Origin of the sequence: Flocculibacter collagenilyticus (genome assembly GCF_016469335.1) — a bacterium.
GTDB lineage: Bacteria > Pseudomonadota > Gammaproteobacteria > Enterobacterales > Alteromonadaceae > Flocculibacter > Flocculibacter collagenilyticus.
In genome coordinates this window covers 3,874,063-3,889,660 of record NZ_CP059888.1, presented here as the reverse complement: position 1 = coordinate 3,889,660, position 15,598 = coordinate 3,874,063, and the positions used below count along the sequence as shown (strand labels likewise).

Sequence of the window (15,598 nt, the reverse complement as noted above, 5' to 3'; positions counted from 1 at the left end):
GCTTCGAATTCTATAAAAAAACGCGCGTCTTTGCGAGCTATCTTACCGAACTTACTTAATTTTATCTTTTTTAATGTGTGTTTGTACGTTAACTAACCAGCCTGACGCTTACTAAAACAGTTTATTTTTCAGCGTTAAGTGAAGATTGAGACGTTGGAATAAGCGGTAATACGATGGTGGCGACGGCACCATCACCATCGAGTTTATTTTTTAGTGATAACTGACCATTGTGGTTTTGGATGATTTGTCGCGATAAGGTTAAACCAATACCGCTACCTTGTGTTTTTGTGGTGTAGAAAGGCACAAATAAATTATTTAGGTTAGCGATCCCGGTTCCTGAGTCTTCAATTTGTATGTGTAACTGTGTTTGGTGGCGTTGTTGTTTTTTAGAGTTTGATTGCGTAGAAAACGATGCGGTATTGCTCACATGTGCGCTTATTTTTATCGGAGGCGTATTTGTACTCGGCAATGAGGTATTGTCAGGGGTATTAGCTTGGACGCTGGCTTCTTTTGCATTTTTTAGTAGGTTGATAAGCACTTGTTCTATTTGTTGAGGGTCAACATATACCTCGTGAGGCAGTGCGTTGTCAGTTGAGTGCTGACTTAGTTGGCTACAGTCGATGTTTAGCTGATGATCGGCTTCGACCATTAATGAGCAAGTTTTATTGATCAGAGCCCGCCAATCTGTAGGTTGTCGCTGTGGGTTGGGTAAATGAGTAAGCTGGCTATACTGGGCAATGAAGCGCTGTAGTGATTGACCGCGTTCATGAATAATATTGAGGCCGTCATTAAATTGCAGCAAGGTGTGATTAATCGTTGATTGTGTTTCATTGTCATTGCTTGTGTTATGTTGTTGTTCTGCAAGGCGGGCGAGTTTATTACGCATGGTGTGGCTAAAACTGATGATCGGCGCTAATGAATTATTTAATTCATGGCTGAGTACGCGAAGTAAACTCTGCCATGCTTGTCGCTCTTGCTCGCGTAACAATCGGTCTGCGCGTGTGATCAAATATAATTGATGCGTGGTTCCATGACTCATAAAGCTATCTCGGTACACAAAACAGCTGGTATCAACGAGTGTGGCATCGTCCCGCTTATCTGACGTTAACTCCCCATTTGAATGGTGCTGGATGAGCGGTAGCTCAATAATGCCAGAACTGTTTGGTAGCGCTAATTTTTGCAGCAAGCTTGCGGCTATTTGAACGTTGTCAGAAAGAGAAGTATCGGCTGTTCTTGTATTAAACAATAGGCGTTGTGCTGCGCGGTTGGCCATAATGACTTGCCCGTGTTTATTGCAGCTAAAAATCATCGCATCCATCTGCTCAATGACTTTTTCTAATAATAACTGGCTCTCTTGTGCACTCATTTTATGCTGTTGTAGTGTTTCAGCGAGTAAGTTTATTTGTGCTAATAAGTCGGTAAATGCTTGGCTTTTATGTTGTCTACCACGCAATGAATAATCGCCTTCAATCATTGCTTCTACTAAGTTTGAAATGGTGTGCAACTGTTGCTCGGTGTTTTGCTGCACGGCATAGGTTGCGTAGCTGATCACAAGAGCAAGTATTATCATTGTACAAATGATGAGATACACCGAAATACCAGACCACCATAATGAAATGGCCGCGATGAGCAAACTGGGAATTGCTGCGAGTAACACTAACCCTTGTTGGGTATGAGTAAATGTAAATGCCATGATTAAGAAGGTTCGGTAAATTTTGATAAGCGACGATAATAACCGCTGCGGCTTAAACCAAGCGACTTAGCTGTTTGCGATACGTTACCGTTAAAGTGTTCCAGCCGTTGTATCATGCTTTGTTGTTCAATTTCGTTTAACGTTAGCAGTATGTCATTGGGTGAAGCGTGAGTGCTGGTAGTTTCATGCGTGGGAGCTGCGGTTAAGCTAAGTTGACTGGCTTCAATCTTGTTATTAACGGCGCTAAATACCGCCCGCTCCATGGTGTGATTCAGTTCGCGAACATTCCCCGGCCAAGCATAATGAGTGAGTGTGTGTTTTGCTGATTCGGTTAATACAATATTGGCTTTGCGATATTTATGGCAATGCTGTTGCAAGAACTGCTGCGCTAAAGGAATAATATCTGTTTGGCGTTCCCGCAGTGCAGGTACACGTAATTCGATGGTGTTTAAACGATAATATAAGTCTTGGCGAAATAAACTATCTTTAATCGCTTGGTCTAAATTAGCGTTTGTGGCTGAAATCACACGCACATCACTATGTAGGGTTTGATTACTGCCGACAGGTTCAAAGGACTTTTCTTCTAACACCCTTAATAACGTTGCTTGTTGTGGTAATGGAATATTGGCCAGCTCATCGAAAAAGAGTGTGCCGTGATCCGCCATTTCAAAGCGACCAATGCGGTTTTCTTTCGCATCGGTAAATGCGCCTTTTTTATGGCCAAACATTTCACTTTCAAAAAGAGTATCGGGAATTGCACCCATATTAACTGCAATGAATGGCTGTGTTTGACGAGCTGAAGCTTGGTGAATGTAATGTGCCAGTAAGCTTTTACCTGTGCCATTTTCACCAGTTAATAATATATTCATGTCTGACTGGGCGAGCTGACGCAACTGTTGCATTAACTGTTGCATCACAGGTGACACTGCAATAATTGCTGAGCCTGGATCAGTGGCTGTGTTGCTAAGACCTGTAAGCTGTTCACTTAGTTGTGCATTGAGCTGTTTATTATGTTGCGAAAGCCGAGCAACTTGATGCTCGGTTTCTATCATATGTAATTGCGTTTTAATGGCATGTACAAGGTGTTCGTCATTCCATGGTTTTTGCACAAAATCGCTCGCGCCTGCTTTTAGTGCATTAACGGCAATGTCTATTGTGGCCCAACCGGTCATCACAATGATGGGTAAGCGTGAGTCAGTATGTGCTTGATGTTGTGCTAACAACTCGCCGATTAACGTTAAGCCTTCTTCGCCCGACGTGGTGTCGCGTTGGAAGTTCATGTCCATTAATACTAAATCGATGGTTTGCTGCTGCAATGCCGCTTTAGTCGCGCTGGGCGTGGTGGTAGCTACAACAGTGAAGTCATCTTCCAATAAAAATTTCAGGCTGGCGATAATATTGATGTCGTCGTCGGCAATTAAAATAGTGTGGGTCATTCAGTTATTCTTCTTAATCGGGCACAGCTAGCCAGCCTAGAACATGACTAGGCTGGCTTTAACAGTTATACAGTTACCATATTCAATTGTTATTCATAACGCAATGCATGGCTGGGTTCTAATGTAACTGCTTTGCGAGCAGGAAGGTATACTGCCGTTAATACAACGAACGTAAGCAACACGCACACGGTAACTGCAATGGTGGGAAACATATAAACTGGCAGGTGCCCTTCAGAAAAATTGTAGAATATATATGAAATGGCGCTAAACAATAGCAGGCTAACGCTTAAGCCCGTGAGTAGTTGCCAGCTACCTTGACGTAAGAATAGTTTAATTAATTGCTGCTCACTGGCACCTACCGCACGACGTATGCCAATTTCATGGGTGCGTTGCACCACTGCGTTGGCGGTAATACCATAAATGCCTGTTACCGCGAGCAATAATGCAAATGCGCCGGCTGAAAAAGTTATATTTGCCATTAATTTCATACTGCTTCGCATCATGCTGAAATTTCTTTCTGCTGAACGCACTTCGTAGTTTTCAATTGCACTGTCTAGCTGGAATAAACGTTGGTAAAACTGTTTTTCAGCTGTTTTTTCATTACCAGAGTATTTCATTTTTACTTTCAACCATGGCGTTGGGTATTGATAGCCAGAAATATACACCTCATCTTCAACGCTTTTGTGGCTAAATATACTGCTGCCATTCATACGGTCTGAAATGACGCCCACAATGCTAAATGGCACTGGCTGGTCATTAATTTTTAATTGTATTTGCTGTTCTAGCGCTGTACTCAATGGCTGCGATGGCCAATGACGCTTAACAAAAGACTCACTAACCACAATAACGCGTCTTGCATTGTGCGAATCGTGATGGCTTAAGTGCCTGCCAGCCATGATGCGTAAGCCATGTAATTCGGTTTTGCCTACTAGTGCGACGGTGTTTATTTTGGGCCATTGTTCATCATCCATATTCTCTGAACCCAGTAAGTTAAAAGGTAGGTGATCGATATAATGCCAATTAACGGCATTGTCGATATTCGGTTGCTGATTTAAGGCGTCAACGAGTGATTGAGTAAATTGTCTTTGTTGTTGTTCATTAGCGTATCGCTGCTCTGGTAATACGATTTCGGCCATTAATACCTTAGAAAAGTCTTCGCCTAAGTCCATATTTAACAAATGCATTGAAATCATGGCAGAAACACCACCAATCATCATCAGCAAGGCAATAATAAATATTTGAACAGTGACTAAAAAACGAGAGACTCTGCCCGCTTTGCGGCCTTGTGCACCGCGTGTACCGTCGCGCAATGTAATGTTGATATCTTGCTGAGTTGCACGATAAGCCGGTACAAATGAGGCTAAGAAAATCGTCGTTACGGTAAAAGCAATTGCCATTAATAACGTGGGGAAATCAAATTGCCAACGCCACCAAAATGGACGATTGGTAGATAGCTCGCTTTGAAGTACTACATTAGTAAAGTCGAGCGCGCCAGCAACCAATAGTACCGCTAAAATGCCGCCAACAACGCAAATGATCACGCCTTCCCACATCAGTTGGCTAATCAATCGGCTTGAGGTTGCACCAAGTGCGGCGCGTATCGCTGTTTCCTTATTGCGTTGCACCGCACGCGCTAATAGCAGGTTGCCAACGTTAATACAGGCAAGCAGTAAAATAAGAAAGGCGACAATATTAAGAAACGCGAAAATCATGGTGCCTTGATTGTCGGCTTGCGCCATCGCGAAGGTGTTCAACTTAACGGTGATGTTGCCTGCTGTTTTTTGATAATGCGTAACATTTTCTTGGTAAAGAGTATTAACCGCCTGCGTCATTTCTTGATTGGCCGACGCCACGGAAACATGTGGCTTTAAGCGAGCAAAAGCGCGAATACTCTCTGTACTTGATGCGGTGGGTGTTAACATCTTTTTGGGCATAGGTAGCCATAATTGGCTGCTAACTGGGAATAAGTAACCCTTAGGCATCACACCAATAACGGTGGTCGGTGTTTGATTAATATTAATGACCTTACCAATAACCGACGTGGGATCGCTGTTTTGTTGTTGTCCGCTGAAATAGCCTTGCCACAGATTAAAACTCAATACCACTACAGGAGGTGCATCAGCCTGCATGTCAGTATGGTCAATGGTTCTACCTGCGATAGGTGACACCTGAGTAAACGGAAAAAAGTTGGCTTCTACGTATGAACCCCGGGCATTATAGGCTTCGTCATCAAACATAATCAGGCTATTAGTGCTTTGGTAAACGCCAAACTCCTTAAATGCAGTAAATTGCTTTCTTGCGGTTAAAAGCTCATAAGCTGGCAAAAGACGGTGATTACCATTGATAAAGTTAGTAACACGATAAATGGATTCGCCGTTGGGTAACGGTAATGGCTTATAAAGCATTGAGTACAAAAAAGAAAACGTAAACAAGCTAATGGCTAAGCCACCTGTTAATACAAGCAAAGTAATGCCGGTGAACTTTGGCGCTTTTAGCAGTAACCGTAAGGCGTACTTAATATCAATCCAAACAGACATAATAGCTTCCTAAAAAGATGAAACAGCAAGATTTGTGGTGTTGTAATTGTCAGCAACAATTTTGCCATCAAACATATCAATTTGGCGGCTGGCTCGCTTTGCAGAAGCTTCATCATGGGTCACCATTACAATTGTGCAGCCTTCACGATGTAAATCGTCAAGCAACGCCATCACAGCGGCTGCGTTTTTCGAATCTAAGTTACCTGTTGGCTCATCCGCTAAAATAAAGTCAGGGTTATTAACTAGCGCTCTTGCCACCGCGACACGTTGTTGTTGTCCGCCAGATAATTGCGACGGAAAATGTTGTTTACGGTGCTGCATTTGTACTTTTTTTAGTACGCTATCAACGCGTTGTTGTCGTTCTTTTTTACTTAGGGTGGGTGTTTGATAGGTCAGAGGAAGCATCACATTTTCGGCCACAGTCAGATCTGAAATAAGATTAAACGACTGAAACACAAAGCCAATATGCTGACCGCGAATACGGGCGCGTTGATTACGGTTTAACGCTGCTACATCTTGATTTTGTAGCATTATGCTGCCTTGTGTTGGCGTGTCTAGTAAACCGAGAATAGCCAGTAACGTCGATTTACCACAGCCTGATGGCCCGCTAAGAGAAACATATTCACCTTTTTTAATACTAAGATTAATATTGCTAATCGCACGTGTTTCTATCTCGTCGGTAAAAAATATTTTATTGATGTCATTCAGTGTAACCAGTGTTTCTGTGTGTTGGCTGTTATTCATTCTTATTTTCCTTAATTAATCAGTACGTGTTCGTGCGTTAACCATTCGTCAGTATTTGAAATAACGATACGTTCACCTTGATTAAGCCCAGCTTCAATTTGAATATAATTCACTGACCGTTGGCCAAAGGTGACGTTCGTTTTGGTGGCTAGCTGGCCATCAGGTGAAATACGGTAAACAAATGCCTCGCTAAGGCGGGGTGAAAACGCGGGACGTTTAACAAAAGTGGTTTGCTCAAATTCACTGATGATAATGCGCCCCTCTACATTCAAATCGGGCCTTGCTTCACTGGGTAAGTCGTCAACCATTTTCACATCTATTTTCACCATGCCGTTGATTACCGCAGGGTCGATTCGTGCTACTTCCCCGAGTACTTGCGACTGGCGCGTATCAATCCACACTTTTTGGCCTCGTTGAATATGTTGCACCTGTAACTCTTGTACATCTAATTCAGCAATCAGTTTATTTTGGTTGGCGATAAGCGCAACGGCGTCCCCTTGATGAACTTGCTCACCTAAATTTAATGACACTTGTTGTACCACACCTGCATTGGTGGCGACGACAGTGAGTGCGGCAACTTCGTCTTGAATCTGCTGATAATTGTTGGTTACTAACCCCAATTTGGCATGATGTGCTTGTTGAATGGCTGTTAGGTTGGTTTGCATTTTTACTAACCGTTTTTGCTGCGCTTGCCAGCGGTGGTGCTGCTGTTTTAGTTCTAGCTCAGTGCGCTTGAATTCAATAGCCGATATTGACCCTTTGCGCTGGGCGATAAGATTACGCTCGGCATCTAGCTTCAGTTTAATGGCTTGGTAGTTAAATTGCGCTTGAATAACACTGGTTTCAAGTTCAAGCAATTGCGATTCTAACGCCACTAGTGCAGCATGATGCTCAGCTTTGGTTGCTTTAACTTCCCATTCAGCGTGTTTCAGTTGACGCACTAACGACGGATTAAAGAGGGTGAGTAGCGTTTGCCCTTTAGCGACCACGCTACCCGGCTTTACTAGTACCTGCTCAACTCTGCCGCTTACTTGGGCTGACTCCCAGCGCATGATGTCTGGCTTTAATACGCCGATACCGCGTATTTCTACATTAAACTTGCCCTTCTCTACGACTGCGGTTTGAATGCTACTTTCTTTCACAATGTAGGACGCATCCCCCAAAAAATGGCTTTTAATCGCCCATGCTGCAATAGGAATGATTGCCAACAAAATAAAATAATAATACTTGTTCATTTTGCGCAGTGTAGATTTGCCTGATAACTGTCTTTGAATATCCATAGTACTTTTCCAATACATGATGATATCTAGTTATAACAAGCTTTATGCCAGAATGAATTTGTATGTAAGTTATTGAATTTAATGGTATTGCCTTTGGTGTGATAGTTTTTTATAAACTAGGTGTGTCATTGTCGACACAGTTCACAATATAACGTGTCTCGATTATGACGCAGGTAAAATGATATTCAGTTCGGTTTTAGCGAGTGTTAGTAAAGCAATTAAATGATTACATCACCAATGTCGCGCCTTTATATTATCAAGGCATGAGGTGGTGCAGCGAATGCCATTAGATTTTAATCAAATGGAGCTGCTTTTTGAGTAACTTGGTATTTGCACAATCTTTTCGGTAATAAACAATAGCCGCAAGACAACGGCTATAAAAATACCTACAATGACGACTTTAATGTTGTATGGGTGAACGTTGTTTTGTTTTCACTAGAATCTGTTTTAAAGCGCTCTATTCCACAATTTTTAGTGGTGTTTGCCGCTATTTTCTACACCTTTTATGCACCCGAGCAGGTCTCGCAGTGGTTTTCTCAACTTAATTGGTTAAGCCATATTATGCTAGTGGTAGCGGCGGCAATTTCGTGGCAATTTGGTCGAACGCGCATCGTGTATTTGTCATTACTTCTGCTGGCACTGCTACTTCAAGATCATATTGCTGCTACCTTTTTTAATTTTCAGCCGAGCATTCTTTTTACCAGCTGCATTTTAACAAGTACACTTTTAATGCTAGATAAAGACCGCGGTATCAAAGTAAACACCAGCTTAATTTATCTCGTCGTATTTGTATTGCTTACTGTATTCGCCGACTTTTTATGGCAGCTGTCACACAATGTAAATGCCGTTAGTAGTGACTCGTCATTCATCAATCATTTAGTGGCGGCAATCCGATGGGTTGAGCAATTATATGCAGGACTATCGAATACCATTTCTGCGCAATTAACAGGTGACGTATTTGTTCTCTATGGGGTAGTAATTATAGCTGCGCTGGTGAGGTTAGTGTGGCTGCCAACCAATACTCACACGGCTATTTTTGTCACAATAATCAGCTTAGTGTATTTACAATTTCAAACGAGTGAAACACCAATAAGCACGGTGTTACTGCATAGTGTAATTTTAACGTTATCGGGTATTTTTATTCTCTCAGCATTAATAGACAGCCATAATATGGCGTTTAAAGATGAGTTAACGGGTATACCGTCGCGCCGTGCACTGATGCAATATGTTCCCACTTTGGGGCGTAAATACGTTGTTGTAATGGCGGATGTAGATCATTTTAAAAAGTTTAACGACACCTATGGTCACGATGTCGGCGACCAAGTATTAAAGCTGGTGGCCGCGAAGCTTAATCAAGTAACAGGTGGTGGCAAGGCATTTCGTTATGGTGGCGAAGAATTTACGCTGGTGTTTCCGAACAAGTCGAATCAAGAGGTTGTTCCTCATTTAGACGTATTGCGCCAAGCTATTGCTGACTACGACATTGTATTGCGTGGTAAAGACAGGCCTGTAACTAGTGAGCAAGATCGGAAAACAAAAACTCCTGCAAAACAGAAAACCGTTAATGTAACCATTAGTTTAGGGTTAGCCAGTCGTAGCAAAGAAATGAGTGAATTTCATGCCATTATGAAGCAAGCCGACGAAGCGTTATATCGTGCTAAAAAAGCAGGGCGAAATTGTGTTAAGGAATAGGATTAATCCATAGTGCTTGTTAATCACATGCGCTCGTTATACTCTGCTTCAGGAAGTCGCAGTATTGTCGACGGCAGGTATTTATCCCAACCACGTTGGGTTTATAGTGAATGATTAAAGATAAACACAAATACACAGTATGCATTATCTGTTCGACAATTTTGAATTTAATAGTGAAACATTAATACTCACCCAACAAGGCGAAACACTCGATTTACGCCCTTACGAATTGAAATTACTCGCTTTTTTAATAAGTAACGCTGATTCCGTTGTGAGCAAAGAAGCGATCCTAGAGCATGTTTGGCAAGGGAAAGTGGTTGCAGATCAGGTGGTTTTTCAGAATATCAGTCATTTAAGACGTATTTTTGGTAGCGAAGCCATCAAAACCTACTCAAAGCGAGGTTATCAGTGGCAGCCACACGTTAAGATAAAAGTGTCTGAAGAGCAAGCACCTGATACACGCAATCTAAATACGCGCAATCTGAGAGCATCCAGTTCTGCTACTAATACAAATAAGCGCAATATGAGTCGTATTATGGCGTTTTCCGCAACCGCGCTCGCTTTTTTGTGTATATTGATAATAGGCGGTTATGTAAATTCAGGCTCAGCTTCGCTTAATACCACTCAATTTAGCGTGATCCCATTAAAGGGAATGCAAGAACACACCACACACGCTTTATTACAAGAGAATGAAATTCGTTTCACCATTAACCAAGATATAACTTACCAAGACTTTTTAAATTCGTATGAATATATCTCACCTGCGACAGCGATGCATGAAGGTGTGTTTCTTACAGGTGAAGTACGGACCACCGTTCACCTTGATCAGCCCACACTCCATCTAGATTTTCTTATTAAAAGCGCACAAATTGACTGGCGCGGTAACATTGCAGGGCGTTCGTTAACAGACATATTTACTGAATTATCAGATCATATTAGTCAGCCAGCGCTAAAAGCACTCTTTGCTACTACGTTAAAGCCAGAAAATAAACTGGCAAAATTGCAAATAGCCCATCAAGCCAATCCAGAAGACGTAATAATATTGAGTAATTTAATTGAATTACTAGTCGGCCAACATGAGCTAGATAAAGCGATGGTGTTTGCTGAGAAACTACTTCAGCTAAGCGCTCAGCAGTCGTCTCCCTATTACCAAGGTGTGGCACTGTTAAAGCAAAGTGCCGTGCTTGCCTTGAAAAAACTGTATCCTTTAAGTGGCAAGAAACTTAAGCGTGCGATGTCATTGTTTGCGTCAATTCAAGATCACAAACAACTCGCTGACAGTTTGCTAGTATCCACTTGGCTTGCGCATTATCAAAAAGATTATCAAGCCATTAAAACCAGTTTGCTGTCAGCCGTAAATGAAGCCAATTTAGCAAGCGATCCCCTTAAAGAGATCAATGCGTTAACTTACTTATCTGTGATGGCGCACAAGTACAAGCAAGACAAAGATAAATACCACTATCTGCATATTGCCGAGAAAAAAATCGAAGCATATCGTTTGCCCGATCACCACAAAGCGGTGATCCCTTATCATTACGCTATATTTGGCCACAACACCGATGCAAGCGAACCTCACTATAAACAAGTTATAGCGCTGACTCAGCAGGTAAAACACCACAAGTTAGCACAATCAAGTCAACGTAGTTTATTAACGTATTATCTTAATAAAGGCCGTGAAGATGATGCCGTGGCGTTGTTGAATACGTTGGAGGATGACGACGCATCAGCATTATATTTACGCATGCAATATGCCAAATATAAAAATAATCACGCTGAAATCACCGCACATGCAATACGAGCATTTGAATTAGCTGAAGGGAAAGGAGAAAGAATACTGAGTTTGGATGTTGCGTTAGCGCTATGTGACCTATCGCCAAGCAGCCATGCTTTTTACTGCCAATTTATTCAAGAGCAAGCCCCTCAACATTGGCTGGATAGGCGGAAAATCAACCTCGATAGTTTATCTGTATAAGATTATTGGCAGTGGGACAGTTAGTTCTCTTACTTATAACACCCACTGCATTGAATTGAGAGAATATTACTGGATGATAGTTTCAGCCAAACGAAATCCTTCACCTAACGCACTTGGATTGTCTTTACCTGCGTGCCCTCCGCCAGTGATTAGCGCGCGCCTTTCACTGAAACCATAAGAGCCTCCTTTTTTCAGTATTTTAGCGTCTGCGGCGTCGCATCCTTTAGTCCAAGCGCTGCCATCAAGTGGTGCGTTCTCATAATCGTTATGTTCACAATCTTCAACAAATTCAAACACATTTCCTAGCATATCGTGCAATCCGAAAGGGTTCGCCTGAAAAGAACCAACTTTAGCGGTGTACTCAACACCATCATCGCAGTTTACGCCTTTCGGTTTCTGCTTGTAATCACGGTACATCGCAACTTCGCCAGATTGATCTAAGATATTGGCGTATTTGCAAATTTCTGATGCATCATTGCCAAAATAATACACTGTTGTTTGATTACCAAGTGCCGCATATTCCCATTCAGCTTCTGTCGGTAACCGAAAACTTCTTCCGGTTTTATTGCTTAACCATTTGGCGTAGGCCTTGGCGTCATACCAAGTTACACACATAACAGGGTGCTTATCTGAAGGCGCATAAGCGTTATCTGACCAACTGCCTTTTTCTCGCTTCATAAACCATTTATAGCTAGGCGTTTTTTCTGACCAGTTCCAGCAAACGTCTCGGGTTTTGTGTCCTGTAGCGTTCACAAATTGCCTAAATTCTCCTACCGTGATCTCATACTTAGCCAACTTAAAGCGTTTAACATTCACCTGTTGCTTTAACATACCGTTATTGGACTCACGTTCACGAACATAACTACCAGCCGGAATGGTTTGCATTTCTGGTAAAGTGAAAGACGCTTGGTGGGCAAAAGAGGAAAAAGTACTAAAACCTAACATGCTCACTATTGCTAACTGAACACTACATTGCATGTATGAATGATGAATAAACTGCATTGTTACTCCATTAAAACTATGACACTGAGTTAAGAAATAACAACTTATACAGACGCAGCGTTAAGATCTTATAAAAAATCTATTTTATTGATTTAATTGTAATAATAGAAAAATAATAGATTTTATATTTGTCGTGAAAGCCTTAAATACACTTGGTATTTACGTTTGGGGTGATAAATTATTTATTGCTAAAGCGCTCAATTTCGTCGGCTAATTCTTGATCCCAATTAACGTCAATATTGAATTTACCTGTTGGCTCTAGAGTGAATGCTGCTCGATTCCATTTTTTTCCAGAGTCAAATGATGTGATTTTATGAAGTCGATGAAAGTCGCTGATTATTCTTCGGTCAAAGTTCCTAAATTTAAATGAAATAAAGTCATTACTCTTAGTTTTGTAACCTCCTTCAAGTTCCAGTGCACTTTCATCATAGTACTCTACTGTAATAAAAGCATTAGCCCAGTCATTTATGAAAATGTTATCTACCATGTTGTCTGCAATACTTTGATGTATATTTTCAATCGTCAAACTAGCCTCCAAGATTATTGTTTATTTTACATACTTTTCTATATCATTTATTTCGTAAAATATATCAAAATGTTCTGGGCTTTTACTATCGAGTTATAGCGGCGCTCATTTGTACATTGAGGAACTTTTCGCCCGTGTATTTATATGCCCTACGCTGCGTTGGTGCTGCTTTTGCGACATTTGGTAACTGGCGGTATAGGGCACGCACTATCATAATGACTGAGGGCACTTATTAGCTTAAGATTTTTGGTTGAGCGTCGATTTTTTAACACCTAGTCACGGCATAAAATACGTGACTAGGTGTGAGGTGGATAGTGAATACTATTGGTTATGCGGTAGTGCATTAGACATCGCAACAATATCCGCCATTACGCGCTTTTCACCTAATGAAGCTAAAAAGGATAAATGTTCAAGCACTGGTACTTTTTTTAAGTTTTCTAATTTAGGCTCTCCACCAAGTGCAAGGGCAGGCTCAAAACCATACATTTCGTCAGAAGAAAGCTCGCCAAGTTTTTCAGCTGCTCGTTCAAAAAGAGGTTTATCGTTAATGTCTTTTTGCTCCATGCTTTCTTTGCTCAGACAAGAAAAAAATAAATCAACACTCATTGTCGGGCCGTTTTCGTTAAGCTTTGCTGTTTTATCTGTAGGGAAAATCATTCCGAAGTTACTTTCGATACTGAGGCTCTGGCCAGACTTTTCCCCCCAAATAAATAGTTCGCCAAACGCACTGCGAGCAATCACATAATAAGCATCATTCTCTGGAAAAGGGGTGTCTTGTAGCCACTCTTGTAAAATATCTTCATAATCTTCTGGATTTACCGTCCAAAATAATCCTTCTCCCCAACCGCAAAAGCCATATTCTTGCCAACACTCAATTAAACGATCAGGTAATTTTCCTGTGTATTTTGCTATTACATCTTTGGCTGGGGCTACTGCTTTGATAGCAGGACCAAAACCTTCGTAATTATAAAAATCATCAAATAGTGCGTTCATTCTCTTATTTACACCTGTGTAATTTCACATTCATATTGGTATTTTGGCCAAATTCGACTAATGCTTTTTTGCTTCAATATCCATTAGCTCAACGCACTTACTAGCCCATAATTTTTGACTGAACGTGGATTTTTTAACACCTAGTCACGGCATAAAATACGTGACTAGGTGAAATGAGGTGGATAGTGAATACTATTGGTTATGCGGTAGTGCATTTGACATCGCGACAATGTCAGCCATTACGCGCTTTTCACCTAATGAAGCTAAAAAGGATAAATGCTCAAGCACAGGCACTTTTTTTAGGTTTTCTAATTTAGGCTCACCACCTAGTGCAAGCGCTGGTTCAAAACCATACATTTCGTCGGAGGATAACTCTCCGAGCTTTTTGAATGTTCGTTCAAATAGCGGTTTATCATCTATACCTAACAAGTCTATAGATTCTTTATATAAACTTGAAAAAAATAGCTCAATAGTCAATGTCGCTCCATCTTCATTCAGATCGTCTGTACAATCGGTTGGAAATATCATTCCGTAATTTCCCTCAATCTTAATGCTTTGACCAGTCCTCTCCCCCCATACAAACAATTTGCCAAACGCACCACGTGCAATTACATAATAGTCATCGTTCTCTTCAAAAGGTGTGCCTTGCAACCATTCTCGTAAAATATCTTCATAATCATCTGGGTTTACCGTCCAAAATAATCCGTCCCCCCAACCGCAAAAGCCATATTCTTGCCAGTACTCTAATAGCCTATCAGGTAACTTACCTTTGTATTTATCTAAGGTTGCTTGGCTTGGGGTTATACTTTTTATTGCAGGCCCAAAGCCACTAAAGTTATAAAATTCATCAAAATATTCATTCATTTATTTACACCTGTGTAATTTCACATGCATATTGGTATTTTGGCCAAATTCGACTAATACTTTTTTTGCTTCAATATCCATTAGCTCAACGCACTTACTAGCCCATGATTTTTGACTGAACGTGGATTCTTTAACACCTAATCACGGCATAAATATATGACTAGGTGTGAGGTGGATAGTGAATACTATTGGTTATGCGGTAGTGCATTAGACATCGCAACAATGTCAGCCATTACGCGCTTTTCACCTAATGAAGCTAAAAAGGATAAATGCTCAAGAACAGGTACTTTTTTTAAGTTTTCTAATTTAGGCTCACCACCTAGTGCAAGGGCAGGCTCAAAACCGTACATTTCGTCGGGGGAAAGCTCGCCGAGTTTTTTTACAGCACGCTCAAATATAAGTTCATCCTTATCATCTTTTTTATTTAACGACTCTTTCCTCTTACACGCAAAGAAACTATCTAATACTGCATCTTGTCCTCTTCTCGCAAGTGAATCACTCTCATCTGTAGGAAAGATCATGCTGAAAGAAGGTTCAAGAGTAAGGCTTTGCCCTGACTGTTTTCCCCATACGAACAGCTCCCCAAACGCACTACGCGCAATCACATAATAAATATCATTTTCTTCAAAGGGTGTCCCTTGCAGCCATTCTTGTAAAATATCTTCATAGTCCTCTGGGTTTACTGTCCAAAATAATCCGTCACCCCAACCGCAAAATCCATATTCTTGCCAGTACTCTAATAACCTGTCTGGTAACCTGCCTTTGTACTCATCTAAAATTGCTTGGCTTGGAGGTATACTTTTTATTGCAGGACCAAAGCCCTTAAAATTATAGAAATTATCGAAAGCTTTATTCATGT

General features: G+C 41.2%; 12 protein-coding genes. 2 read left to right on the top strand and 10 right to left on the bottom strand.

Translation table 11 applies throughout. The annotated features are described in order from the left end of the window. Nucleotides 1-121 precede the first annotated feature (121 nt). From HUU81_RS17595 to HUU81_RS16960, 5 genes are all read right to left on the bottom strand, one after another. Complete coding sequence (locus tag HUU81_RS17595; protein WP_199610076.1) at nucleotides 122-1,693, bottom strand: sensor histidine kinase; 1,572 nt, start codon at nucleotides 1,691-1,693, stop codon at nucleotides 122-124. Nucleotides 1,694-1,695: 2 nt separating this feature from the next. Further along, a complete protein-coding gene (locus HUU81_RS16975) occupies nucleotides 1,696-3,129 on the bottom strand; it encodes a sigma-54-dependent transcriptional regulator (protein ID WP_199610075.1) in 1,434 nt (477 codons plus the stop codon). A gap of 89 nt (nucleotides 3,130-3,218) precedes the next feature. Next, entirely contained in the window at nucleotides 3,219-5,666 is a 2,448-nt protein-coding gene (locus tag HUU81_RS16970) for an ABC transporter permease (RefSeq protein WP_199610074.1), read from the bottom strand. Nucleotides 5,667-5,675: 9 nt separating this feature from the next. Further along, the gene (locus HUU81_RS16965; protein ID WP_199610073.1) at nucleotides 5,676-6,410 is read right to left on the bottom strand and encodes an ABC transporter ATP-binding protein; all 735 of its coding nucleotides are present in this window, start codon (nucleotides 6,408-6,410) and stop codon (nucleotides 5,676-5,678) included. 11 nt (nucleotides 6,411-6,421) lie between these two features. Next, nucleotides 6,422-7,690 carry an efflux RND transporter periplasmic adaptor subunit gene (locus tag HUU81_RS16960; protein ID WP_199610072.1) on the bottom strand — a complete coding sequence of 423 codons (1,269 nt, stop codon included), beginning with the start codon at nucleotides 7,688-7,690 and terminating at the stop codon, nucleotides 6,422-6,424. Nucleotides 7,691-8,116: 426 nt separating this feature from the next. On the opposite strand from HUU81_RS16960, the gene HUU81_RS16955 reads away from it, so the two are divergent. Further along, nucleotides 8,117-9,382 (top strand): GGDEF domain-containing protein, encoded by a 1,266-nt coding sequence (locus tag HUU81_RS16955; protein ID WP_233520541.1) that lies wholly within the window; start codon nucleotides 8,117-8,119, stop codon nucleotides 9,380-9,382. Between the two features lie 139 nt (nucleotides 9,383-9,521). Then, nucleotides 9,522-11,354, top strand: a complete 1,833-nt coding sequence (locus HUU81_RS16950; RefSeq protein WP_199610071.1) for a winged helix-turn-helix domain-containing protein — start codon at nucleotides 9,522-9,524, stop codon at nucleotides 11,352-11,354. A 66-nt stretch (nucleotides 11,355-11,420) separates the two neighbouring features. Here the strand turns inward: HUU81_RS16950 and HUU81_RS16945 are convergent, their stop codons facing one another. The 5 genes from HUU81_RS16945 to HUU81_RS16925 all read right to left on the bottom strand — a co-directional run bounded on the left by HUU81_RS16945 (nucleotide 11,421) and on the right by HUU81_RS16925 (nucleotide 15,596). Continuing rightward, nucleotides 11,421-12,356 (bottom strand): formylglycine-generating enzyme family protein, encoded by a 936-nt coding sequence (locus tag HUU81_RS16945; RefSeq protein ID WP_199610070.1) that lies wholly within the window; start codon nucleotides 12,354-12,356, stop codon nucleotides 11,421-11,423. Nucleotides 12,357-12,534: 178 nt separating this feature from the next. Continuing rightward, a complete protein-coding gene (locus HUU81_RS16940; protein ID WP_199610069.1) occupies nucleotides 12,535-12,882 on the bottom strand; it encodes a hypothetical protein in 348 nt (115 codons plus the stop codon). A 321-nt stretch (nucleotides 12,883-13,203) separates the two neighbouring features. Next, nucleotides 13,204-13,875, bottom strand: a complete 672-nt coding sequence (locus HUU81_RS16935; protein WP_199610068.1) for a GAD-like domain-containing protein — start codon at nucleotides 13,873-13,875, stop codon at nucleotides 13,204-13,206. A 192-nt stretch (nucleotides 13,876-14,067) separates the two neighbouring features. Continuing rightward, a complete protein-coding gene (locus HUU81_RS16930) occupies nucleotides 14,068-14,739 on the bottom strand; it encodes a GAD-like domain-containing protein (protein WP_199610067.1) in 672 nt (223 codons plus the stop codon). Nucleotides 14,740-14,924: 185 nt separating this feature from the next. Beyond that, nucleotides 14,925-15,596, bottom strand: coding sequence for a GAD-like domain-containing protein (locus HUU81_RS16925; protein WP_199610066.1), 672 nt, complete (start codon nucleotides 15,594-15,596; stop codon nucleotides 14,925-14,927). Nucleotides 15,597-15,598: the final 2 nt, after the last annotated feature.